Annotated in this window: 24 protein-coding genes and 1 pseudogene; 11 read left to right on the forward strand and 14 right to left on the reverse strand. The window is 71.0% G+C overall.

Going from position 1 to position 21,518, the window contains the following annotated elements:
- Window positions 1-6 precede the first annotated feature (6 nt).
- Genes ACFY1L_RS06040 through ACFY1L_RS06050 form a run of 3 tightly spaced genes read right to left on the reverse strand, consistent with a single transcriptional unit; the run spans window position 7 to window position 2,728 of the window.
- Window positions 7-294, reverse strand: a complete 288-nt coding sequence (locus ACFY1L_RS06040; protein WP_351329152.1) for an Rdx family protein — start codon at window positions 292-294, stop codon at window positions 7-9.
- A complete protein-coding gene (locus ACFY1L_RS06045) occupies window positions 291-1,205 on the reverse strand; it encodes a HipA family kinase (protein ID WP_351329154.1) in 915 nt (304 codons plus the stop codon). The genes ACFY1L_RS06040 and ACFY1L_RS06045 overlap by 4 nt, the downstream gene beginning before the upstream one ends.
- 23 nt (window positions 1,206-1,228) lie before the next feature.
- The gene (locus ACFY1L_RS06050) at window positions 1,229-2,728 is read right to left on the reverse strand and encodes an IucA/IucC family protein (RefSeq protein WP_388819006.1); all 1,500 of its coding nucleotides are present in this window, start codon (window positions 2,726-2,728) and stop codon (window positions 1,229-1,231) included.
- A 93-nt stretch (window positions 2,729-2,821) separates the two neighbouring features.
- Here ACFY1L_RS06050 and ACFY1L_RS06055 point away from each other — a divergent pair, with 93 nt between their 5' ends.
- From ACFY1L_RS06055 to ACFY1L_RS06065, 3 genes are read left to right on the forward strand one after another with little or no spacing between them, the layout of a single operon-like run.
- A complete protein-coding gene (locus ACFY1L_RS06055) occupies window positions 2,822-4,321 on the forward strand; it encodes an IucA/IucC family protein (RefSeq protein WP_388818731.1) in 1,500 nt (499 codons plus the stop codon).
- 45 nt (window positions 4,322-4,366) lie between these two features.
- Window positions 4,367-5,641, forward strand: coding sequence for a VWA domain-containing protein (locus ACFY1L_RS06060; protein WP_388818734.1), 1,275 nt, complete (start codon window positions 4,367-4,369; stop codon window positions 5,639-5,641).
- A complete protein-coding gene (locus tag ACFY1L_RS06065; RefSeq protein WP_388818736.1) occupies window positions 5,641-6,444 on the forward strand; it encodes a hypothetical protein in 804 nt (267 codons plus the stop codon). Before ACFY1L_RS06060 ends, ACFY1L_RS06065 begins: the two co-directional genes overlap by 1 nt.
- A gap of 45 nt (window positions 6,445-6,489) precedes the next feature.
- Here the strand turns inward: ACFY1L_RS06065 and ACFY1L_RS06070 are convergent, their stop codons facing one another.
- Window positions 6,490-7,125, reverse strand: a complete 636-nt coding sequence (locus tag ACFY1L_RS06070) for a winged helix-turn-helix transcriptional regulator (protein WP_388818738.1) — start codon at window positions 7,123-7,125, stop codon at window positions 6,490-6,492.
- A gap of 87 nt (window positions 7,126-7,212) precedes the next feature.
- Between ACFY1L_RS06070 and ACFY1L_RS06075 the strand changes: the two genes are divergently transcribed.
- From ACFY1L_RS06075 to ACFY1L_RS06090, 4 genes are all read left to right on the forward strand, one after another.
- Window positions 7,213-8,421: a pyridoxal phosphate-dependent aminotransferase gene (locus tag ACFY1L_RS06075; RefSeq protein ID WP_388818741.1), complete on the forward strand. Its 1,209-nt coding sequence runs from the start codon at window positions 7,213-7,215 to the stop codon at window positions 8,419-8,421.
- A gap of 42 nt (window positions 8,422-8,463) precedes the next feature.
- Entirely contained in the window at window positions 8,464-9,063 is a 600-nt protein-coding gene (locus tag ACFY1L_RS06080; protein ID WP_388818744.1) for a histidine phosphatase family protein, read from the forward strand.
- A gap of 86 nt (window positions 9,064-9,149) precedes the next feature.
- Window positions 9,150-9,788, forward strand: coding sequence for a hypothetical protein (locus tag ACFY1L_RS06085; RefSeq protein ID WP_388818747.1), 639 nt, complete (start codon window positions 9,150-9,152; stop codon window positions 9,786-9,788).
- Between the two features lie 64 nt (window positions 9,789-9,852).
- The gene (locus ACFY1L_RS06090; RefSeq protein ID WP_388818750.1) at window positions 9,853-10,275 is read left to right on the forward strand and encodes an acyl-CoA thioesterase; all 423 of its coding nucleotides are present in this window, start codon (window positions 9,853-9,855) and stop codon (window positions 10,273-10,275) included.
- Window positions 10,276-10,303: 28 nt separating this feature from the next.
- On the opposite strand, the gene ACFY1L_RS06095 is transcribed toward ACFY1L_RS06090, so the two are convergent.
- Window positions 10,304-10,705: a helix-turn-helix domain-containing protein gene (locus tag ACFY1L_RS06095; protein WP_361264000.1), complete on the reverse strand. Its 402-nt coding sequence runs from the start codon at window positions 10,703-10,705 to the stop codon at window positions 10,304-10,306.
- Between the two features lie 101 nt (window positions 10,706-10,806).
- Here ACFY1L_RS06095 and ACFY1L_RS06100 point away from each other — a divergent pair, with 101 nt between their 5' ends.
- Window positions 10,807-12,246 carry an MFS transporter gene (locus tag ACFY1L_RS06100; RefSeq protein ID WP_388818753.1) on the forward strand — a complete coding sequence of 480 codons (1,440 nt, stop codon included), beginning with the start codon at window positions 10,807-10,809 and terminating at the stop codon, window positions 12,244-12,246.
- A 16-nt stretch (window positions 12,247-12,262) separates the two neighbouring features.
- On the opposite strand, the gene ACFY1L_RS06105 is transcribed toward ACFY1L_RS06100, so the two are convergent.
- Complete coding sequence (locus ACFY1L_RS06105; RefSeq protein WP_388818756.1) at window positions 12,263-13,120, reverse strand: NAD(P)H-binding protein; 858 nt, start codon at window positions 13,118-13,120, stop codon at window positions 12,263-12,265.
- A gap of 96 nt (window positions 13,121-13,216) precedes the next feature.
- On the opposite strand from ACFY1L_RS06105, the gene ACFY1L_RS06110 reads away from it, so the two are divergent.
- A complete protein-coding gene (locus tag ACFY1L_RS06110; protein WP_388818759.1) occupies window positions 13,217-14,014 on the forward strand; it encodes a helix-turn-helix domain-containing protein in 798 nt (265 codons plus the stop codon).
- A 65-nt stretch (window positions 14,015-14,079) separates the two neighbouring features.
- Entirely contained in the window at window positions 14,080-14,700 is a 621-nt protein-coding gene (locus ACFY1L_RS06115; RefSeq protein WP_388818762.1) for a 3'-5' exoribonuclease domain-containing protein, read from the forward strand.
- Here the strand turns inward: ACFY1L_RS06115 and ACFY1L_RS06120 are convergent.
- The gene (locus ACFY1L_RS06120) at window positions 14,654-15,274 is read right to left on the reverse strand and encodes a TMEM175 family protein (RefSeq protein ID WP_388818765.1); all 621 of its coding nucleotides are present in this window, start codon (window positions 15,272-15,274) and stop codon (window positions 14,654-14,656) included. The two genes, ACFY1L_RS06115 and ACFY1L_RS06120, sit on opposite strands and share 47 nt — an antisense overlap.
- Window positions 15,275-15,462: 188 nt before the next feature.
- Here ACFY1L_RS06120 and ACFY1L_RS06125 point away from each other — a divergent pair.
- Window positions 15,463-15,781 (forward strand): annotated as a pseudogene (locus tag ACFY1L_RS06125) (chitosanase); the annotation flags it as partial.
- Here the strand turns inward: ACFY1L_RS06125 and ACFY1L_RS06130 are convergent.
- The 7 genes from ACFY1L_RS06130 to ACFY1L_RS06160 all read right to left on the reverse strand — a co-directional run bounded on the left by ACFY1L_RS06130 (window position 15,766) and on the right by ACFY1L_RS06160 (window position 21,457).
- The gene (locus ACFY1L_RS06130; RefSeq protein WP_388818768.1) at window positions 15,766-17,130 is read right to left on the reverse strand and encodes a nucleobase:cation symporter-2 family protein; all 1,365 of its coding nucleotides are present in this window, start codon (window positions 17,128-17,130) and stop codon (window positions 15,766-15,768) included. The pseudogene ACFY1L_RS06125 and the gene ACFY1L_RS06130 sit on opposite strands and share 16 nt — an antisense overlap.
- A gap of 251 nt (window positions 17,131-17,381) precedes the next feature.
- Window positions 17,382-18,761, reverse strand: coding sequence for an 8-oxoguanine deaminase (locus tag ACFY1L_RS06135; protein WP_388818771.1), 1,380 nt, complete (start codon window positions 18,759-18,761; stop codon window positions 17,382-17,384).
- 115 nt (window positions 18,762-18,876) lie between these two features.
- Window positions 18,877-19,800 (reverse strand): factor-independent urate hydroxylase, encoded by a 924-nt coding sequence (pucL, locus tag ACFY1L_RS06140; protein WP_388818774.1) that lies wholly within the window; start codon window positions 19,798-19,800, stop codon window positions 18,877-18,879.
- 7 nt (window positions 19,801-19,807) lie between these two features.
- A complete protein-coding gene (gene uraH, locus ACFY1L_RS06145; protein WP_388818777.1) occupies window positions 19,808-20,197 on the reverse strand; it encodes a hydroxyisourate hydrolase in 390 nt (129 codons plus the stop codon).
- Between the two features lie 15 nt (window positions 20,198-20,212).
- Window positions 20,213-20,722, reverse strand: a complete 510-nt coding sequence (uraD, locus tag ACFY1L_RS06150) for a 2-oxo-4-hydroxy-4-carboxy-5-ureidoimidazoline decarboxylase (protein ID WP_388818780.1) — start codon at window positions 20,720-20,722, stop codon at window positions 20,213-20,215.
- 118 nt (window positions 20,723-20,840) lie between these two features.
- Complete coding sequence (locus tag ACFY1L_RS06155) at window positions 20,841-21,209, reverse strand: helix-turn-helix domain-containing protein (RefSeq protein WP_361264036.1); 369 nt, start codon at window positions 21,207-21,209, stop codon at window positions 20,841-20,843.
- Complete coding sequence (locus ACFY1L_RS06160; protein WP_361264039.1) at window positions 21,206-21,457, reverse strand: hypothetical protein; 252 nt, start codon at window positions 21,455-21,457, stop codon at window positions 21,206-21,208. Before ACFY1L_RS06160 ends, ACFY1L_RS06155 begins: the two co-directional genes overlap by 4 nt.
- Between the last annotated feature and the right edge of the window lie 61 nt (window positions 21,458-21,518).

The raw sequence follows: 21,518 nt of genomic DNA on the forward strand, positions 1-21,518 counted from the left end.
GGCAGTTCACTTGTCCGAGTGGCCCAGGGACTTCCCCGGGGCCACTCGGTCGCGTACGGCCTGCTTGACGGCCGTGGGCTCCGGGAAGCCCTGTTCCTTGCGGTCCCAGACCACCTCGTCGTCGACCCGGACGACGAAGATCCCGCCCTTGCCCGGCTTCAGTGCCAGTTCGGACAGCTCCGCCTCGAAGGTGGTGAGCAGTTCCTGCGCGAGCCAGGCCGCGCGGGGCAGCCAGCGGCACTGGGTGCAGTACTCGATCTCGACCCGCCGCTCACCCACTGAAGCCTCCGTCATCCGAGGTGCACCGACCAATCCTGTTCCGCGGCCGGCTTGCCGTGCAGGTCGGGGACCCGCTTCAGCCACTTCGGCCGGCCTTCCTGTGTGCGCGCCGCCCGGAGGGCCTCCTCGGCGGCGAGTTCCTCCCGGGTGGGGAAGTCGGTGGGCAGCCAGGCCGCGGAGGTCTGCACGCGCGCGTGGAGGTGGTCGACGTACGCCTCCCGGGCCTCGTCGGGCGTCGCGAAGTCCTCCTCGCCGGTCAGCCAGGCGTCGGGGACCTCCGCCACGATCTCGCGCAACAGTTCCTGCGTGACCTTGGGCGCCAGTTCGGCGTCGGCGGCGCGCACGTCCGGCGCGTAGTGGCCGAGGGCGTGGTGCCGGAAGTCGTAGGCCTTCGCGGGGTCGGAGCCGTCCCAGCGGTGGTGGAAGACGAGGGCCGCGCCGTGGTCGATGAGCCACAGGCGCGGGGGTGCGATGCCGAGCGTCGGCCAGACCATCAGGTTCGAGCTGTGGACCGTGCGGTCGACGTTCGCCGTCAGCGCGTCGAGCCAGACGATCCGGCCCGCCTCCAGCGGGTCCACCGGGAAGCTCTTCGCCACCTCCGGGGTGAAGTCCTTGGCGCCCGGCAGATAGTCCATGCCGAGGTTGAGGCCGTGGCTGGCGGCGTGGAGGTCCCGTACCTCCTGGTGCGGCTCGCTGTCGGCGATCGCCGGGTCGAAGTGGACCAGGACCAGTTCGGGGAAGCGCAGGCCGAGCGCGCGGGCCAGTTCGCCGACGATCACCTCGGCGACCAGCGCCTTGCGGCCCTGCGCGGAGCCGGTGAACTTCACGACGTAGGTGCCCAGGTCGTCGGCCTCGACGACTCCGGGCACGGAGCCGCCGGACCGCAGCGGGGTCACGTATCGAACAGCAGTCACATCGCGCAGCACACCCGCCAGGGTATGTCAGCCGGTCAGTCCGCCAGGGGGTTCGGCAGCGGCAGGTAGCGGGCGTCCGCGCCGTCCGCGCCGGTCCAGCGCAGGAGGAGGTTGGTCTTGCCGGGGAGGGTCGGCGCGGTGAGCAGGGCGGCAATCTCGGGGAGGTCGTGGCGGGAGAGTTCGCGGCGGGCCGCGGGCCAGGGGTCGAGGCCGGGCCGGCGTTCGGCGAGGGCTGCGGCGATCTCGGTGAGGTGGTTGACGACCAGGCAGTACACCAGCCGCTCCCAGCCGGCCTCCCGGGACACGTCCGGCAGCAGCTTCACGCCCTCCACGTCCCGGAACAGCGCCTGCACGGGCAGGCCGTCGGCATCGACCGCGACCAGCGTGTTCTGCAGGTGCGCCTCCAGTACGACGCCGTGGTCGGCGAAGGCCGCGAGGGCCGGGGGTACGACCGCCTTCAGGTACGCCTCCCACCAGGCCGCCGGGTCGGCGGCGTCGTCGAGCGGGGAGCCGTCGAAGCCTTCCACCAGGCCCGCGGCGAGCAGTGGGGTCGCGCCGGGCAGCAGGTGGTCGTGGAGTCCGTCGCGGACGAGGACGGCGAGTTCCTCGAAGGCGAAGTCGGCGGTCCGGTAGCCGCGGTCGCTCAGCCAGGCGGCCGGGCCCGGCAAGGCGGCGAAGGCCGATGTGACCGCCGAGTCCGTCCGGCGGAGTTTCAGCAGGTCGTGGCGCCACAGCCGGCGGATGTCATTGGTGATGCGGACGTCGAGGCTGAACTTCAGGAAGAGGTCGCGCTCGGAGGCGTACAGCGTGCGGATCGCGGCCGTCGGCCAGGCGTCCAAGGCGGTCGTGCCGATCCGTACGAGCCGCCCGTCCGCGAAGGCCTCCCGGAGGTCGACCAGCCCCAGCTGCCAGGGGTGGGCGGGCAGCAGCCGGTAGCCGGGCGGGGCCTCGCCGAAGGCGTCGAGCGCGGAGGTGTCGCCCTCCTCGACGACCGTGTCCTCGCGCACGCCGAGCAGCACCAGCGGGAAGCGGGCGTGCGCCTCGGGGGCGTACGGCAGCCAGCCGGCGACCGGGCCGCCGCCGCGCGCCTTGGGGGCCGGGTGGTAGGGGTGGCCGGTGATCAGGGACTGCTCGGAGCGCAGATACGGGTCCTCGGGCGCCGTCGCCCGGGCGCGCGCGGTGAGCAGCGCGGCCACCGCGTCCCGGCTGTCGATCATCTCGGCCGGCAGCTCGTGGTTGGACAGGCCGGTGTGGCGCCGCAGTTCCTCGGAGACGAGCTTGACGAGTTCGGTGTGGCCGATGTGATGCCACTGGCCTGCCGCATACACCTCGGGCTCGGCGGGCCGCCGTTCGCCGCGCACCCGCAGCAGCCGGTCGACGCCGGGCAGCCGGTAGGTCCGGCGCGCTCCGCTCTGCCCGAGTGGCTCCGCCACCTCGCGCAGCAGACAGTTGAGAAGCGGCGCGGCCGCGTACTCGTCGGCGCGGACGGCGGCGTCGGCACCGGCATGCGGGGGGATGAGAACCACGCGATCCACTCGTTCCCTGAGGTCCGTTCGGGCGGAGACGATCAGTATGTATGCCGTCACCTCCTGTGCGTGACGCCCTACTCGTACCCGAGGAGCCCGCCCGTGCACCGTCCCCACCCCGCGGAGGCCGAGGTCGCCGACGAGCTCGCCGCCGTACGCCCCGGACTTCTGGAGCGGTACGCGGCCGAGCTGCCCGGTGCCCGGGCGGCCGTGCTGACCCGGCTGTGGCGGGCGCTCGCCCATGAGCCACTGCCGTGGATCAGCGGCCGGGAGCCGGGCCGGGAGGGGCTCGCCCTGCGGCTGCGGGACGGCCGCCGGCTGCAGGGGCCGACGCCGGACCCCTACGCCACCGCCGGCTACGTCACCGTCGTACGCCTCGACGGCGTGGCGTACGACCATCCGGCGCGGCTGATGACCGACCTCGCCGTACCGCACTGCGTCGACTTCGCGGCCGAACTCGGGCACAGCGTCGCGTCGTTGGCGCTGTCGCGGGCCGGACAGGAGAGCCGTCCGAACGGGTGGCCCGCGGCCGACTGGGAGTGGGAGCAGCGGGTGGTCGACGGGCATCCGTACCACCCGGGCTGCCGTTCCCGACCCGGCTTCTCGGTGGCCGAGCAGCTCGCCTACGGGCCCGAGCACCGGCCGGTGGTGACGCTGGGGACGCTGCCGGTGCGGGCGGAGGAGTGCCTGGTGACGGGGGCGTGGCCGGACGAACTGCGGGACGGGGAACGGCTGTTGCTGCCGGTGCATCCCTGGCAGGCGGCGCATGTGCTCAAGCGGACGTGCGAGGAGGGGTTCGGCGCGCATCCGCTGATGTCCCTGCGCACGCTCGCCGTCCCCGGCGGGCCGCACGTCAAGACCGCGCTGAGCGCTCGGCTGACGTCCTCGGTGCGGGACATCTCGGTCTACTCGATCGGGCTGTCGGCGACACTGTCGGCCTTCGCGGAGTCGCTGGCCGCACGCTCGGACGGCCTGTTGCACGTCACGCGCACGCTGGGTGCGGCCACGGCCGACTCGCCGGACCTCGCCGCCGTACTGCGGGAGTCGCCGCAGACGTACGCGGCCACCGACAGCGGCGAGCGGGTCGTGCCGGTGGCCGCACTCGCCACCACCTCGCTGCCCGAATCCCCTGCCTGGCTCGCCGACTTCACCCGCCTCACCCTCACCGTCGGCCTGCGCCTGCTGGAACTGGGTGTGGCCCTCGAGGCGCACGGCCAGAACCTCCTCGTCGTCCTGTCGCGGACGGGTGCCCCGCTGCGGCTGGTCTACCGCGACCTCGCCGACATCCGCGTCAGCCCGGCCCGGCTGTCCCGGCACGGCATCCCGGTGCCGGAACTGTCCGGACGGATCGTCACGGACGACGAAACGACGCTGCGGCGCAAGCTGTTCGGGTCGCTGGTCGCGGGCGCCCTTGCGGGTACGGCGGGTTCGGCGACGGCACTGCGAGGGGCGCTGGAGACGGCCGTACGGGATCTGCCGCGCACCCCCGATCTGGTCTCGCTGCGCGAAGGACCGCTGCCCACAAAGGCGTTGACGTTGATGCGGATGTCGCCGGGGACGCCCGGGGACCAGTGGGCGGAGCTGCCCAACCTCTTGGACTGACGGTTCGTTTTGGAGCCCGGCGCATCTGATCAATAAGATCCGCCGATGATCAGAACACAACGGCTGGCGGCAGGAGTGTGCGCCCTGCTCGCCGCCCTGGCGGCCGGGCTCGCGTTCCCGGTCGCGGCGAGCGCCGGCGAACCCACGGGCGAGGCCACCCCGAAGGTCGATCTCGTGCTCGACGTCAGCGGTTCCATGCGGACCCGGGACATCGACGGCGGCACCCGGATGGCGGCCGCGAAGCAGGCGTTCAACGAGGTCCTCGACGCGACGCCCGAGGAGGTCCAGCTCGGCATCCGTACACTCGGTGCCAACTACGCGGGCAACGACCAGAAGACGGGCTGCAAGGACACCGCGCAGCTCTATCCGGTCAGCACGCTGGACCGCACCGAGGCGAAGACCGCGGTGGCGACCCTCTCGCCCACCGGCTGGACGCCGATCGGCCCCGCCCTGCTGAAGGCGGCCGACGACCTGGAGGGCGGCGACGGCTCCAAGCGGATCGTGCTGATCAGCGACGGCGAGGACACCTGCGCCCCGCTCGACCCGTGCGAGGTGGCCCGCGAGATCGCCGCCAAGGGCATCGGGATGACGATCGACACGCTCGGTCTGGTCCCGAACACCAAGATGCGCAAGCAGCTCAGCTGCATCGCCGAGGCGACCGGCGGCACCTACACCTCGGTCGAGCACACCGACGAACTCACCGACAAGGTCAACCAGTTGGTGGACCGGGCGGCCGATCCGGTGGTGACGCCGGTGGCCACCGAGGGCGCCGCGCAGTGCACGGACGCCCCGACGCTGAAGTCCGGTCTGTACACGGACCGCGAGGAGTTCGGGCAGGCACGCTGGTACCGCGTGGAGGTCATGGCGGGTCAGGAACTGCGCGCCTCGGTGAGCGTGGCGGCCGACCGGTCCGTCAACCCCGACTACGGGACGCTGCTGCGGGCCGTCACCGTGCACGGCCGTGAGATCGTCCGCGGGGAGGCCGCGGGCAACGGGCGTACGGACGTCGCCTCCACCGGGCTGCGCTACGCCAAGCCCGAACGGGACGACGACGACAGCGACAAGCCGGCCCCGGAAACCGTCTGCCTCCAGGTCACCAACTCCTTCTCGGCGTCCTCCGGTGTGAAGACCACGCCGGGTCTGCCGCTGGAGCTGACCGTGGACGTGGTCGACGGTCCCTCGCACTCGAGCGACGTGGCCTCCTTCGGCCTCGGGCGCGGCTGGTGGCTGCTCGGCGCGCTGGTGCTGGTCGGCTTCCTCGCCGGTCTGCTCTGGGGCTGGGTGTCGCGCTGGCGGATCGCGGTCTGGAGGACCAACTGATGCGGATCACACGTGTGTTGGGCGCGGCGGCGCTGCTGTTCGGGCTGGCCGTCTCCCCGGCCGTCGCCGACTCCTCGCCCTCGCCCTCTGCCTCCTCGGACGACAGCGCGCCGACCTCGGCCGGTACGTCGTTCCGTACGGCGACCGAGATCGAGCAGGGGCAGCAGGCCACGGCGAGCGGCTCCACGGGCGACTACCTGTACTGGTCCTTCCCCGCGGACGCCGGGCAGCGGCCCACCGTCGAGGCGACGGTGAAACTGCCCGAGACGCACGGCTCGCAGACCTGGCAGATCGACGTCTACGACGGTCTGCGGCGCCGCCAGGCCTGCCAGTACGGGGCGCAGACGCGCACCGCGGCCCCGGGCACGGCCTCGGTCGACCTGGCCTGCACGCTGCGTACCGTGCGCGCCTGGTCGGAGCAGTGGGCGAACGACCCGCTGCCGGGCACGTACTACATCCGGCTGACCGTGGTGAACCTGACGGCGGCCGACCTCGGCCAGCCGGTGAGCACCTCGGTCCGGGTCGACTCCAAGGACATCGGCGGCTCGGCGGCGGTGGACGGCTCGCTGGCGAAGCCGCTGGTGCCGGGCATCGGCGTCATGGCGCAGTCGCAGGAAGAGGATTCGACCAAGGAGGCGGTGCTCGCCGGCCTGGAGCCCGACGGCGGCTGGACGTCCGGCTGGTGGTCGGACCGCTGGGTGTGGACCGCGGTGGGCGCGATGCTGGCCGCGCTCGCCGGGATCGGCGGCTACACGCTGACGCGCGGGACCGGACGGCCGTCGCGGGTGCCGCCGGGAGCCTGACGGTACGTCAAAAGGTCCGCCGCGCCCGGGTGCGGCGGACCTTTTTCATGCCTCCAGGAGGGCTTTGGCCAAAGTGCCCTCTCCGCTCACCTCGATACGCCCGCCCCGCACCCCGTCGGACAGGGTCAACTCCCCACGGCTGACGGCCGTACAGGTGTCGGCGTCCAGGACGAGGCGGGCGTCGGGTTCGCGGGGAGCGGGTCCGTCGCCGTACACGGGCCCGTCCTCCGCACCGACGTACAGATGGAAGTCCCCTTCGTCCAGCCGCACTTCGACGAGCCCCTCCCCCTCGGAACCCTCCAGAGAACGCAGCAGCGGCAGCGCGAACCAGTGCGCCCGCAAGGCGTCCGTGGGCCGCCGCTCGCCCAGCTCGGCCTGTCCCCACACGCTCAGCGCCTGCAGCACGGGCAGCAACTCCCGCCCGCGTGCCGTCAGTTCGTACACATACGCCGCACCCGGCGGCGGCAGCCGGCGCCGGGTGCTCAGCCCGTCCCGCTCCATGTCCTTCAGCCGCGAGGCGAGCACGTCCGTGCTCACGCCCGGCAGGTCCGCGTGCAGGTCCGTGTAGCGGCGGGGACCGGCCAGCAGCTCGCGGACGATCAGCAGGGTCCAGCGGTCGCCGACGAGGTCGAGGGCGCGGGCGGCGGAACAGTACTGGTCGTAGCTTCGGCGTCGTGACATGCGACGCAGTCTAGACAAGTTGTTGGACTTTCCAAGCTCGAACTTGGTAAAACCAAGCAACACACGAAAGCGGAGGGGCGAGCGAGCATGGAGTTCCGGCAGTCGAGCAAGCTCAGCGAGGTCTGTTACGAGATCCGCGGCCCGGTGATCGAGCACGCCAACGCACTGGAGGAGGCGGGCCACAGCGTGCTGCGCCTGAACACCGGCAACCCGGCGGTGTTCGGCTTCGAGGCGCCGGAGGAGATCCTCCAGGACATGATCCGGATGCTCCCGCAGGCGCACGGCTACACCGACTCGCGCGGCATCCTCTCCGCCCGCCGTGCGGTCGCCCAGCGCTACCAGACGCTCGGTCTGGAGGTCGACGTCGACGACGTCTTCCTCGGCAACGGCGTGTCCGAACTGGTCTCGATGGCCGTACAGGCGCTGATCGAGGACGGCGACGAAATCCTCATCCCCGCCCCGGACTTCCCCCTGTGGACGGCGGTGACGACTCTCGCCGGGGGCAAGGCCGTTCACTACCTCTGCGACGAACAGGCCGACTGGTACCCGGACCTGGCCGACATGGCCTCGAAGATCACGGACCGCACCAAGGCCGTGGTCATCATCAACCCGAACAACCCCACCGGCGCGGTCTACCCCAAGGAGATCGTCGAGGGCATCCTCGACCTCGCCCGCCGCCACGGCCTGATGGTCTTCGCCGACGAGATCTACGACCAGATCCTGTACGACGACGCGGTCCACCACTCCGCCGCGGCCCTCGCCCCCGACCTGGTCGTCCTCACCTTCTGCGGCCTGTCCAAGACGTACCGGGTGGCGGGCTTCCGCTCGGGCTGGCTGGTCGTGACCGGCCCGAAGCAGCACGCGAAGAACTACCTGGAGGGCCTGACCATGCTGGCCTCCATGCGGCTGTGCGCCAACGCGCCCGCCCAGTACGCCATCCAGGCCGCGCTCGGCGGCCGCCAGTCGATCCGCGACCTGACCACGCCGGGCGGCCGGCTGTACGAGCAGCGCAATGTGGCCTGGGAGAAGCTGAACGAGATCCCCGGGGTGTCCTGCGTGAAGCCGAAGGGCGCGCTGTACGCGTTCCCGCGCATCGACCCCAAGGTGCACAAGATCCACGACGACGAGAAGTTCGTCCTGGACCTGCTGCTCCGGGAGAAGATCCAGGTGGTCCAGGGCACGGGCTTCAACTGGCCCACCCCCGACCACTTCCGCATCCTCACCCTCCCCCACGCGGACGACCTGGAGGCCGCGATCGGACGGATCGGACGGTTCCTGAGCGGATATCGGCAGTAGCGACACCGGGCGCGGGCGGGCCTGGACTCCTAGCCTGGAGTCATGGGTGATCTCTTTCTCGTCCGGCACGGTGAGACCGAGTGGTCGCGGTCCGGGCGGCACACCGGGTGGACCGACGTTCCGCTGACCGAGCGCGGCCGGGAGGAGGCGCGGGGGCTGGTGCCGCTGATCCGGTCGCACCGGATCGGGGCCGCGTTCGTCAGCCCGTCGCAGCGGGCGCGGGAGACCGCGGAGCTGATCGGGCTGCACGAGGTGCGGGTCGACGTGGATCTGCGGGAGTGGGACTACGGCGGCTACGAGGGCATCACGACCGTCGAGATCCAGCGCACCCGGCCGGGCTGGTTCCTGTTCACGGACGGGGTCGCACCCGGGCCGCCGGAACACCCCGGCGAGACTCCGGAGCAGGTCGGGGAGCGCGCGGACCGGATGCTCGCCAAGGTCGACGCGGCACACGCGAACACCGAGGGGTGCGTGGTGCTGGTGGCACACGGTCATTTCCTACGGGTCCTGACCGCGCGGCGGCTCGGGCTGCCGGCGTCGGGCGGGGCGCTGTTCCAGCTGGCGACCGGGACGCTGTGCCGGCTGGGGACGGAGCACGGGCGGCATGTGATCGCCGGGTGGAATGTGCGGCCCGGGGTGTGACCTCACGGGTCGAGGCCGGTTGTCAGACCCTCGTCGTAGCCTTCGAAGCAGGTGGGAGAGGGGCTCGACGACGGGAGGAGTACGCCGTGACACGACCGCCGACCGCCGCGCAGCGGCGTGTCATCGACGACGCCGATCCCGTCACCGGGCGCCTGCGGGGTACGGATACACAGCTCGCGGCGCTGGTGAAGCGGGGGCTCGCCTTTCGGCATCCGCGGCCGCCGCACGACCACTTCCTGACTCCGGCCGGGCATCGCATACGGGAGGCCGTCGAGCCGGAGCCGGGGACGCCTCCCGAGCCCGAACGACCCGCCGCCGGCGGTGTGTTCACCGCGCGCGTCGGCGGTGAGGAGGAGGCCGCGGGCGACGGCCCCGCCCGCACCCGCGAGGTGCACAGTGCCTGGCAGGGGCTGCTGGAGCTGCGCCGGATGACGAATCCGGACGGGGCGACGGACCGCCCGTGCGGATGGGAGCGCACGCATCTGGTGCAGGCCGCCGCGCTCGCCCTGGAGGCGGCCGGCCACCGCCCCGCCGGGCCCGACCCGTCGGACGGCTACCGGGTGCGCGCGACCCCGCAGCCGGAGGCCGTCGCCGTGCACGAGCCGACCGCCGAGGGACGGCGGGCCTGCTCGCTGACGCTGGAGCGGGCGGGCTGGCAGGTGGGCGAGTACGCGGAGCCGCGCACAGGTACGCGGTATCTGCTGGCCTCCCCGCGCCGGACGTGATGGGCATGCCAAGATCGGGGGTCGTTGCATCCGGCACGAGAGTCCAGCACGAGAAGGGAACGCAGTGAGCGAGCCGTTTTCCGTCCCGGTGACCGTCCGCGGATACGAGACCGACGCCCTCGGCCACCTCAACCAGAGCGTGTATCTGCAGTACGCGGAACACGCCCGCTGGTGCATACTCCAGGCCGCCGGAGTGGGCCCCGCCGAGCTGCTCGCCAAGGGGGTCGGACCGGTGGTCCTGGAGACGAACATCCGCTATGTGCGGGAACTGCGCGCGGCCGACGAGGTCGAGGTGACGTGCGCCTTCGAGTGGGGCGAGGGCAAGACGTTCCGGGTCGTGCAGACCATACGGAAGACGGACGGCACGGTCTCCGCCGAGGTCGCGTCGGTCGGCGGGCTGATGGACCTCACGGAGCGCAGGCTGGTGACCGACCCGCGCGGCTACTTCCGGGCGCTGACGGACGAGCCGCAGCTGTTCGGCCTCTGACCCCACGGGCGCCCTTCTCCGGGGCGCCCTACGCGTCGGTCAACTCCGGCTGGTGCTCGGTGTCGTAGGCCGCACGGGACTCGGCGATGTAGACGCGGTTGCGCTCGGCCCAGTCGGTCAGGCGCTGCAGCGTCTCGTGCAACTCGCGGGCCACCGGCGTCAGTTCGTACTCCACCTTCGGCGGGACAGTCGGGTGGACGGTGCGGATGACGAGGCCGTCGCGCTCCAGGTTGCGCAGGGTGAGGGTCAGCATGCGGCGGCTGATGCCCTCGATGCTGCGTTCCAACTCGGTGAAGCGGATGGGTCCGTGGGCGGCGGCGACCAGGATCTGCACGCTCCACTTCCCGGAGACCCTGTCAAGAACTTCGCGGACCGGGCACGCGTGCGCGTTCACGACCTGCGCGGTAACACCGGTGTTCCTCTGGGACATCGGACTGCCTCCTTACGCCGCTCTCCATGGTCACTCACGATGTACTCCGTTACAAGTCGTGCACCTATGGTTCCTATGGAGATTACGGAGGCCATGCCGCCATGACGGCCCTCACCGAGTCACCGACGCGAACGGCTCATCGAACGTACTCCCGCTGGGCGTCCCTCGTCGTGCTGTGCGCGGGGGCACTGATGACGATTCTGGACGGCTCCATCGTCACCGTGGCGATGCCCGCCATCCAGAGCGACCTCGGCTTCAGCCCGGCCGGACTGGCCTGGGTGGTCAACGCCTACCTGATCCCGTTCGGCGGGCTGCTCCTGCTGATCGGGCGGCTGGGCGACCTGCTGGGCCGCAAACGGATGTTCACGGCCGGGCTCGCCGTCTTCACCGTGGCGTCCGTGCTGTGCGGGACGGCCAACAGCCAGGGCCTGCTGATCGCCGCACGGGCCGTGCAGGGCGTCGGCGGTGCGATGGCCTCGGCGGTGGTGCTCGGCATGCTGGTGGCACTCTTCCCCGAGCCGCGCGAACAGGCGCGCGCCATCGCCGTGTTCAGTGCGGTCGGCTCGGTGGGCGCGACGCTGGGCACGTTCCTCGGCGGGGCCCTCACCGAGGCCCTGAGCTGGCACTGGATCTTCCTGATCAACCTGCCGATCGGCATCGTCGCCTGGCTGGCGGCGGTCCGGGTGCTGGCCCCGGAGCGCGGCGCCGGACTCGGCAGCGGGGCCGACTACCCGGGCGCGGCGCTGGTCACCGCCGCGCTGATGCTCACGGTGTACGTCATCGTCGGCTCCGGCGACCGCGGCCCCGCTGCGACGCTGCTCCTGGCCGCGCTCGCCCTCGCCCTCTTCGCGGCGTTCGCCGTCCGCCAGGCGCGGACCGCCCACCCGCTGCTGCGGCCGACGCTGCTGCGCTCCCGGCTGCTGACCGGGGCGAACACCGTGCAGATCCTGATGATCGCGACGATGTACGGCTTCCAGTTCATCGGGGCGCTCTACATCCAACGTGTCCTGGGCTTCGGCGAGTTGGCCACGGGCTTCGCCTTCCTGCCCGCTCCCGTCGCGATCGGCGTCCTGATGATGGGCCTGTCGGCGCGGGCGATCGGCCGCTTCGGGGCGTACCGCGTGCTGCTCGCCGGGCTGGTGCTGATCACCGGCGGGATGGCGCTGCTGAGCCGGGCTCCCGTGCACGGCTCGTACGTCACCGACGTGCTGCCTGCGATGCTCCTGCTGGCCGCCGGGTTCGCGGCCGCGATGCCCCCGCTGACCGGGCTCGCCATGTCCGGGGCGCGGGAGGAGGACGCGGGGCTGGCGTCCGGGTTGTTCAACACCACGCAGGTGGTGGGGGGTTCGCTGGGCCTCGCCGCATTGTCGACGCTGGCGGCGAGCCACACCGAGGGGCTGCTCGGCCGGGGTGCGCAGCTGGTGCCGGCCACGGCGGAGGGGTATCAGCTGGCGTTCCGGGTGGCGGCACTGGTCGCGGCGGGAGCGCTGGTCCTTGCGGCGGCCGTGCTCAGGACCCGTACCGAGCCGATACGGGACTGACGGCCGCCGCCAGGTCTCAGCCGGCCGGTGCGAAGGCGTCCCGGTGGTCCTCGGCCCACTGCCGGTACGTCCGCGCCGGCCGCCCCAGCACCTCCGGCACGTCCTCGGTGACGACGTCGTTGCCGCCCCCGTGGATGAACCGGGCGGTGATCATGAGGCCGTCCGCGTAGGTCTCGCTCAGGCCGGACGCGAGCAGCTGCTGACGGCGATCCTCCGGTGAGAGGTCGTGGAGCGGCACCGGGCGGCCGAGGACCTCGCCGAGGACGGCGGCCTGCTCATGGGCGCTGAGCGTCTCGGGGCCGGTCAGGGTGTACGTGCGCCCCGCGTGCCGTGGGTCGAGCAGCGCTGCGACGGCGATCTCCGCCACATCCCTCGGGTCCACGACCCCCTGCCGGCCGTCGCCCATCATGTTCGGCGCGGGCGTGCCCTCGCGGACCGCCGTGACCCAGCTCAGGGTGTTGGAGCCGAAGGCGGACGGGCGCAGGACCGTCCACTCCAGACCACTCGCCCGCACGGCTTCCTCGCCGGGCAGATGCCAGGTCCCGAACACGCCCAGACGGGGGTCGCCGGTGCCGATCGCGGAGAGCTTCACGATCCGCCGTACGCCCGCCGCTTTCGCCGCCTCCACAAGGCCGCGGTCGTGCTCGGCGTCGTCCGGCCCGAACACACCCACCAGGAAGGCGGCCTCAGCACCCGCCATCGCGGCCTCGACCGAGGCCCGGTCGCGGTGGTGACCCGGCACGGCCTCCACTCCGGACGGCACCCGTGCCTGCGCGGGCTCCCGGCTCAAGGCGCGGACCTTCTCGCCGCGCGCCGCAAGCTGTCGTACGACTTCACTGCCGATGGTGCCCGTGGCACCCGTCACGAGGATCATGTCGTCAACGGTGGGCGGCCGAGGGCCCGGAACTCTTGGAAATTCCGGCACGGTTCGGCGGCCCGGGCGGCCGTGCGGCGCGCTTACCGTGGAGAGGTGACGAACGCCGTGTCCCGTGAGGTCCTGCCCACGCCCGAGCTGCTGCGCCCGTGGATCGCGAGCATCGGGTCCGTGTGGGTCGGTGACCTGCCGTCGGAGCCCTTCGTCCATCTCCCGGAGGCCGCCACCAAGGTGGTCGTCCGCACCGGGGCACACGGCGTCCGCAGCGCCCTGGTCGTCGGCCCGCGCGCCCGCGCCTCCTACCACCGGGGCAAGCGCCGCGCGTCCTGCGTGGAGCTGCGGCTGGCGCCCGGCACCGTCCGCCCGCTGCTCGGCGTTCCGGCCGTCGACCTCGTCGGCCGTGCGGTGCAGCTGGGCGAGCTTCCGGCCCCGTCCGCCCGCCAACTGGCCGATGCGCTGCGGCGGTTGGAGCCCGAGGAGGCCCTCGCCCATCTCACGGACGTACTCCCCGAGCTGCTCGCGGCCGCTGCGGACCCTTCACGCACCGAGCTGGTGCGGGCGGGCGTCGACGCCATGTCGGTCCGCACCGGCCGCGCACCCGCCCAGGTGGGCGACGTCGCCCGCGAACTCGCCGTCAGCGAGCGGCAGTTGCGCAACCTGTTCGCCGAGGGCGTCGGCCTCTCCCCCAAGCACTACGCCCGGATCAACCGCGTCCGCACGGTGCTGGACCATGCCGCGACCCGCCCCTGGGCCGAACTGGCCGCGACCACCGGCTACTACGACCAGTCCCACATGACGACCGACTTCCGCACCCTGATGGGCGTACCGCCCCGCTCGTACTTCACGGGCCGCCTGCCGCAGGCGACGCCCTGCCAGGCGATCCGCCGGAGCTGAGTCCCGTCCGCCGGGACGGAATTCCGGATGCGGGCCACCCCGCCCACCTGCGATGCTCCACCCTCATGGCCGAAAGAACACGACGCATCAGACCCAGCCGCTACATCTCCGTCGACATCGAGGCCGACGGTCCCATCCCGGGGCCGTACTCGATGCTGAGCCTCGGCGCCGCGGTCGCCGGGACGCAGGACGCCGACGGATTCACCGGCGCCGATCCCGAGCGGCAGACCTTCTACCGCGAACTCCGGCCGATCAGCGACGAGTTCGTGCCCGAGGCGCTCGCGGTCAGCGGGCTCGACCGGGAGCGGCTGAGGACCGAGGGTGCCGAACCGGCCGTCGCGCTCGCCGAGTTCGCCGACTGGGTGCGGGAGGTCGGCTCCGGGGCGCAGCCCGTGATGTGCGGCTACCCGGCCTCGTACGACTGGACGTTCCTGTACTGGTATCTGATCCGCTTCACCGGCGCGAGCCCCTTCGGGCACTCGGGCTGTCTGGACATGAAGACGCTGTACGCGACGAAGGCGGGGCTGCCGCTGCGGTCGGTCGCCAAGGGCACCATGCCGCGCCACCTGCTGTCGAGCCGCCGCCACACCCACCACGCCCTCGACGACGCGATCGAGCAGGCGGAGTTGCTCGCCAACCTCATGAACTGGCCGGGGCCTCACGCGTCGGCACCGGTACCTGATTGAAGGCGTAGTACAGGGCGATCAGACCGTGGGCGGCCAGGGTGAGCGGGGCCGAGACGAAGGCGAGGCCCACCGTCACCGGGTACGCCAGGGAGCCCAGCGCGAAGCGGGCGCGGGTCGCCCGCGCCGCCGGGACGTCGACGCGGGCGTCGAAGAGGTGGCCGGTGCGGGTCAGGTGCCACCACAGGGCCTGGAAGGTGAGCGCCATCACGACCATGACCAGGCTGTAGACCGCGGCCGCCACGTGCGAGGCCTCGTCCTCGCGCAGGTACTCGGCGAGCACCGCGGTCGGCCAGGGCACCGCGGCCACCACCATCAGGACGAGCAGGTTCAGGAACATCAGCGTCCGGTCGATCCGGGCGACATAGCTGAACACCTGGTGGTGGTTGATCCACATGATGCCGATGACCAGGAAGCTCACCACATAGGCGGCGTACGACGGCCATTGCGCGCCGAGCGCGTGCCACAGACCGCCGTGTTCGCCCACCTCGGGGACCTTGATCTCCAGGATGAGCAGAGTGATGGCGATGGCGAACACACCGTCGCTGAAGGCCTCGACACGGCCCGACTCGTTCATGACGTACTCCCCCGTCGGCTCACGCCGTGACGCACCGGTCGACTCACAGTGACTTCCTACCGGCACCGCACGGCTTTCCCAAGTTGGCGCGCGAGTCTCGACTGCCGTTCACAGCGCCCGCATTGGAGATGACGTGCCGATCCTGCACAGAAAAGCCGCCCGCCGCACCCTGCTCGCCGCATTACATCGAGGTGCTTGCTCTCGTCGAGCTGTACACGGAGCGGCCGCCTGTCTGCCCGCGCTGCGGGCGGTCGACGGCACCGACAGCCACGAGGGGCTGGACCCCGGCTTCCCCGCCGCCTGGCGGAGCGCCGCCAGGACGGCCACGTTCCGCAGGGCCCAGCGCGACGAGCGGGACCGCGTCCATGGGCGATGAAGCAGGAGACCGCCCACAGCGACGTCAGCCGGGTCGAGACGGCCCAGCGAGTGTTCCTCGCCGCGGGCAATCTCGACCTCGACACTCCGCTGAAGTGGAAGGTGTACGGGGACAGTTACGAGATCGACTGAGCGGGGACGGCCTCCATGGGATGGGTGACGTCCTGTGCGTCCCTGCCCCTGCCGAGGTGGTTGAAGACCAGGTTCAGCGCCACCGCGGTCACACAGCCCGTCGAGATGCCCGAGTCCAGGACGATCTTCGCGGTCTCCGGGAACGCGTGATAGAACTCCGGCGCCGTGATCGGGATGATGCCGACGGCCAGCGAGACGGCCACGATCAGGACGTTGTTGTCCTTCTCCAGGCCCGCCTTGACCAGGGTCTGGATGCCGCTCGCCGCGACCGAACCGAAGAGGACCACGCCCGCGCCGCCGAGCACCGGACGTGGTACGACGGCAATGAGCGAGGCCGCCATCGGGCACATGCCCATCAGCACCAGGAAGGCGCCGCCGGTGGCGACGACGTACCTGCTGCGGATCTTCGTCATCGCGACCAGGCCGATGTTCTGTGCGAAGGCGCTGCACATGAAGCCGTTGAAGAGGGGGCTGATCGCCGAGCCGAGGGTGTCTGCGCGCAGGCCCGCCGCGATGGTCCTCTGGTCTGCCGGACGCTCGACGATCTCGCCCAGCGCCAGCATGTCCGCGGTCGACTCGGTCATCGAGACCACCATCACCACGATCATCGACAGGATCGCGGCGAGTTGGAACTGAGGCGCCCCGAAATGGAAGGGCGTCGGGAAACCGACGACGTCCGCGTCCGCGACCGGGCTGAAATCCGTGACACCGAAGGGGATCGCGACCAATGTGCCGGCCACCAGGCCGAGCAGGACGGCGATCTGCTTGACAAAGCCGCGGGTGAAGCGGCGAAGCACCAGCACGATCACGAGAGTTGCGGCCGCCAGGCCCAGATAAGTGGTCGAACCGTAGTCGTCCGCGGCCGGATTGGGCCCCTGCGCCCAGCCGAAGGCGACGGGCAGCAGGGACACGCCGATCAGCGTGATGACCGTACCGGTGACCACCGGCGGGAAGAAGCGGACCGCCTTGCTGAAGAAGGGGGCGGCTATGAAACCGAGAAGGCCGGCCACGATCACCGCGCCGAAGATGATCGGCAGCGCGTCGGACTTGTCCTTGGTGGAGGCGACGACCGCGGCCATGGGGGCGACGCCCGCGAAGGTCACGCCGTTGACGAAGGGGAGGCGGGCGCCGATCTTCCAGATGCCGAGCGTCTGGAGGAAGGTGGCGAGGCCCGCGGTGAAGAGGCAGGCTCCGGTGAGGAAGGTCAGTTCGGTGCCGGAGAGGCCGATGGCCGCCCCGACGATCAGTGGCGGGGCGACGACTCCCGCGTACATGGCGGCCACGTGTTGCAGACCCGTGGTGGCCATTTTGAGTGCGGGGAGTTTTTCGTCAACGGGGTGGGCGGTCACGGCGGTTCCTCCGGGTCAGCTAACACGTCGGCTCTGACGTGGGTTTCTTGGAGGTGGTGCGCGGTCGTGCGGGACCGGGGGGACGGAGCCCCACAAAAAGGGCGTCGGAGACCGTTCCGGGGCGCACGCGTCGGGCGCACGCCCCGGAGACGGCCGCCATGGACCCCGCTCGGGTCCACGGCCACCGGTCGAGGGCCGTCCCCCTCGACCGGAGATCTTCAATTGCCGTACGTCACAAGGGAGTACGGTGCTCAGCCCTGCGCGGCGATCCGCGCCAGGCGCTGGGCCTCGTCCCGCGTGGAGCGGGCGATGGCGTCCTCGTCGACGTGCAGCAGGCGGCCCGCCTCGACGATCTGACGGCCGTTCACGAAGGAGGCGGTGACCGGGGCCGCCGCACCGAAGACCAGCGCGGTGACCGGGTCGGCGATGGAGGCGTGGGCGAGGGTGTCCAGCTTCCACAGCACCAGGTCGGCGAGCTTGCCGGGCTCCAGGGAGCCGATCTCGCGTGCGCGGCCCAGGACTTGGGCGCCGCCGTACGTGCCGAGGCGCAGCGCCTGGCGCGCGTTCAGGGCGGCCTCGCGGTGGGCGCCGAGACGGTTGATGAGCAGGGCGTTGCGCAGCTCGGTGTGCAGCTCGCCGGACTCGTTGGAGGCGGTGCCGTCGACGCCGAGGCCGACCGGGACGCCGGCCGCCAGCATGTCGGGGACACGGGCGATGCCGGCCGCGAGACGGGCGTTGGAGGACGGGCAGTGGGCGACACCCGTCTTCGTACGGGCGAAGGCGGCGATGTCGGAGTCGTTCATGTGGACGCAGTGCGCCATCCACACGTCCTCGCCGAGCCAGCCGGTGGACTCGAAGTAGTCGGTCGGGCCCATGCCGAACAGCTCCTTGCAGAACTGCTCCTCCTCGACCGTTTCGGAGCCGTGCGTGTGCAGGCGCACCCCGAGGCGGCGGGCCAACTCGGCGCCCTCACGCAGCAGTTCGGTGGAGACGGAGAAGGGCGAGCAGGGGGCCACGGCCACCTGGGTCATGGCGTCGAAGGAGGCGTCGTGGTGCTCCTTGACGGTCGCCTCGGTCGCGGCGAGGGCGCCCTCGAGGGTCTCGACGGCGAAGTCCGGGGGCAGTCCGCCGTCCTTCTCGCTGCGGTCCATGGAGCCGCGGGCGAGGGTGAAGCGGACGCCCATCTCGCGGGCGGCTCGGATGATGGCGCCGGACAGGTCGCCGGAGCCCTTCGGGAAGACGTAGTGGTGGTCCATCGCGGTGGTCACGCCGCCGCGGGCCATCATCCCCAGCGAGCCCTGGGCCGCCGAGTAGCACATCTGCTCGTCGATGCGCGCCCACGTCGGGTACAGCGCGACGAGCCAGTTGAAGAGGTTGTGGTCCGTGGCCAGACCCCGGGTGATCCACTGGTAGAAGTGGTGGTGGGTGTTGACCAGGCCGGGGGTCACCAGATGGCCGGAGGCGTCGATGCGGCGTACGACGTTCTCCAGGCCCTCCGGGGCCCTGCCAGCGCCGAGCGACTCGATGCGGTTGCCTGCGATGACGACGTAGCCGCTTGCGTACTCGGTGTCGTTGGCGTCGACCGTCGCGATCGAACAGTTCTCGATGACGATGCGCTGGGCTGCTGCCATGATTCGTCCTTTTCGCTCAATGGACTTTGTGGTGAGGGCACGGCAGGACCCTGGGGAATTTGAGTGCCGCGGCCGGCGAGGAGACCCGCCGGCCGCGGGTGCCGAGAAGGAACTACTACAGGTTCGTCAGGTCCACGGGGATCTTCGGCTCGCAGCCGTCCCGCAGGATGGTCGCCTCGATCAGGCCGTACGGCCGGTCGGCGGCGAAGTACACCTCGTTGTCGTTCTTCAGCCCGAAGGGCTCCAGGTCGACGAGGAAGTGGTGCTTGTTCGGCAGCGAGAAGCGGACCTCGTCGATCTCACTGCGGTTGTTGATGATCCGCGAACCCATTTGGTACAGGGTCTGCTGGAGCGAGAGCGAGTACGTCTCGGCGAAGGCCTGGAGCATGTGCTTCCTGGTCTGCTCGTAGGACTTCTCCCAGTTGGGCATCCGCTGCTCGTCGTCGGTCCAGTTGAACCGCCAGCGGGCCGAGACCTGGGTGGCCAGGATGCGGTCGTACGCCTCCTGGAGCGTCGTGTACTTGTCCTTGACGTAGCCCCAGAACTCGGAGTTCGTCGAGTTCATCACGACGAGGTCCTTCAGGCCGGAGACGACCTCCCACGACGAACCGTCGTAGGTGATCTGCGTGAGCCGGGTCTCCTGGCCCTTGCGCACGAAGGAGTGCTTGACCTCGTCCGCGCCGATGAACTGCGAGTTGGCGTCGGAGGCGTCGATCCGCTCCCAGGCGTACTCCTCGATGCGGATCCGGGCGGTCTTGATCGGCTCCTGCGAGGTCACGAAGTGCCGCGCGAGATGGATGCCGAACTGCTCGGCCGACTCGATGCCGTGCTCCTTGGCGAACGCGTACACCGTGTTCTTGGTGGTGTCGGTCGGCAGGACGTTGGCGTTGGAGCCGGAGTAGTGGACCTCGTCCATGTCGCCGCTCAGCGCCACGGATACGTTCAGGTCCTTGATGTGGTGGGTGGCGCCGTCCCGCGTGATCTTTACGACTCGGTTCTCGGCCTTGCCGTACTGGTTCTGTCCCAGGATCGTGGGCATGTGTCTGCTAGCTCCCTCGGTATACGGAGTAGCCGAACGGGTTGAGCAGCAGCGGTACGTGGTAGTGCTCGCCGGGCTTGACGGCGAAGGTGATCGCTACCTCTGGAAAGAACGCACCGCTGTCCCGATTCGCGGGGGCGTCCTGCTGCGCATCGGCTTGCTTCTTCTCGAAGTACGGCTCCACCGCGAAGTCGAGCCGTACGTGTGTCGTCCCTTCCGGCAGGGCCGGCAGGTCCTTGCACCGCCCGTCCGCGTCGGTCGCGGAATCGCCGAGCGCCTGCCACACGGCATCCCGCCCGCTACGGGCGGAGAGCTCGATGGCGACGCCCTCGGCGGGGCGGCCGATGCTGGTGTCCAGGATGTGCGTGGACACCGATGCGGTGGTGCTCGTACTCATGATCAGGCTTCCTCTTCAGTCTTCTTCGACGAGTCGGGCCAGTCGGATGCGGTTGATCATGCCCAGCTCGGTGCGGACGATCTCCCGCTCCTGCTCCGGCGAGTTCCCGATCCGCTCCTTGACCGCGTCGCGCATCTGCTCGCCGGTCCGGCCGGTGGCGCAGATGAGGAAGACATGGCCGAACCTGTCCTGGTACGCCAGGTTCAGTTCGAGCATCTCCGCCTTGAGCTCCTCGGAGGCGCCGGCCATGCCGCGCTGCTCCCGCGCCGAGGTCGGGTCGCCCGGCTTGGGGCGGCCGATCGGCGGGTGCCCGGCCATCGCCTCCGCCAGGTCCTCGGCACTCAGCTCGGCCATGGCGGCGTCGCTGGTCGCGTAGAGGTCGTCCACGGTGGCGTACGGGCGGGCGGCGAGCAGCCGCTTCGCCCAGGCCGTGGCGGCGCACGCCTCGTGGAGGGCGGCGAAGGCCGCGTGCTCCTCCAGAACGTTGAACCGGGCCAGGCCCGGGGGCGTGGAAGTCGAAGTCACGGGTGCCTCCGTGGCCGCGAAGGGCCTTCGTGCTGAACGGGCTGCGGTTAGCTAACGCCTCGACGCAACGTCACGTCAACACTTTGTTGAAAATTCGGGGTAACAAACCCGGAAGCGCTCAGCTGTCCTTCTCACGGTTCAGGTAGTTGTAGACGGTGAAGCGGCTGACGCCGAGCGCGCCGGCCACGGTCTCCACGCCGTGCCGTACGGAGAAGGCGCCACGCGCCTCGAGTATCCGTACGACCTCCTGCTTGGACTTGCGGTCGAGCTCGGCCAGCGGCTTGCCCTGCTTGCGCTCCATGGCGGCCAGGATGTGGTCGAGGGAGTCCGCGAGCTGCGGCAGGCGTACGGCGACCGCGTCGACGCCCTCCCAGGAGAGCACGACGTCGTCGGGGCCGGCCTCGTCGGGCGGGAGCATCTCGCCGCCCATGGCGTCGACCAGCGGTTTCACGGCCGTGATGAAGGGCTCGTCGCCGGTGCCGGTCACTCCTGGCCCTCCCCGATCACGTTGACCTGCAGCGAGATCCGGGTGGCGCCGGCCTCCAGGCTCTTGCGCAGCAGGGCGTCCACGGCGGTGAGCACGGCGTCGGCGCCGCCCTCCGCCGTGTTGCCGAACGGGCCGACGTCCACCGCGTCCAGTTCGGCCGCCTCGACGACCTCGCGGGCGACCAGCGCGTGCGCGGGTGCCTCGTCGAGGTCGAAGGGCTCGGTCGTGAACTCCACTCTCAATCGCACGCGCTCAACCTAACGCCCTGTACGCATTTTCGGGCGGCCCTGTGGATTACGGCTTCGCCTC

This window comes from Streptomyces sp. NPDC001663, from assembly GCF_042893105.1.
Lineage (GTDB): Bacteria > Actinomycetota > Actinomycetes > Streptomycetales > Streptomycetaceae > Streptomyces.

Bases quoted from the DNA above. Each gene is read 5' to 3' on its own strand.
- ACFY1L_RS06040 (WP_351329152.1), bottom strand. From the start codon at position 294: ATGACGGAGGCTTCAGTGGGTGAGCGGCGGGTCGAGATCGAGTACTGC.
- ACFY1L_RS06060 (WP_388818734.1), top strand. From the start codon at position 4,367: ATGATCAGAACACAACGGCTGGCGGCAGGAGTGTGCGCCCTGCTCGCC.
- ACFY1L_RS06065 (WP_388818736.1), top strand. From the start codon at position 5,641: ATGCGGATCACACGTGTGTTGGGCGCGGCGGCGCTGCTGTTCGGGCTG.
- ACFY1L_RS06070 (WP_388818738.1), bottom strand. From the start codon at position 7,125: ATGTCACGACGCCGAAGCTACGACCAGTACTGTTCCGCCGCCCGCGCC.
- ACFY1L_RS06075 (WP_388818741.1), top strand. From the start codon at position 7,213: ATGGAGTTCCGGCAGTCGAGCAAGCTCAGCGAGGTCTGTTACGAGATC.
- ACFY1L_RS06080 (WP_388818744.1), top strand. From the start codon at position 8,464: ATGGGTGATCTCTTTCTCGTCCGGCACGGTGAGACCGAGTGGTCGCGG.
- ACFY1L_RS06095 (WP_361264000.1), bottom strand. From the start codon at position 10,705: ATGTCCCAGAGGAACACCGGTGTTACCGCGCAGGTCGTGAACGCGCAC.
- ACFY1L_RS06100 (WP_388818753.1), top strand. From the start codon at position 10,807: ATGACGGCCCTCACCGAGTCACCGACGCGAACGGCTCATCGAACGTAC.
- ACFY1L_RS06105 (WP_388818756.1), bottom strand. From the start codon at position 13,120: ATGATCCTCGTGACGGGTGCCACGGGCACCATCGGCAGTGAAGTCGTA.
- ACFY1L_RS06115 (WP_388818762.1), top strand. From the start codon at position 14,080: ATGGCCGAAAGAACACGACGCATCAGACCCAGCCGCTACATCTCCGTC.
- ACFY1L_RS06120 (WP_388818765.1), bottom strand. From the start codon at position 15,274: ATGAACGAGTCGGGCCGTGTCGAGGCCTTCAGCGACGGTGTGTTCGCC.
- ACFY1L_RS06135 (WP_388818771.1), bottom strand. From the start codon at position 18,761: ATGGCAGCAGCCCAGCGCATCGTCATCGAGAACTGTTCGATCGCGACG.
- pucL (WP_388818774.1), bottom strand. From the start codon at position 19,800: ATGCCCACGATCCTGGGACAGAACCAGTACGGCAAGGCCGAGAACCGA.
- uraH (WP_388818777.1), bottom strand. From the start codon at position 20,197: ATGAGTACGAGCACCACCGCATCGGTGTCCACGCACATCCTGGACACC.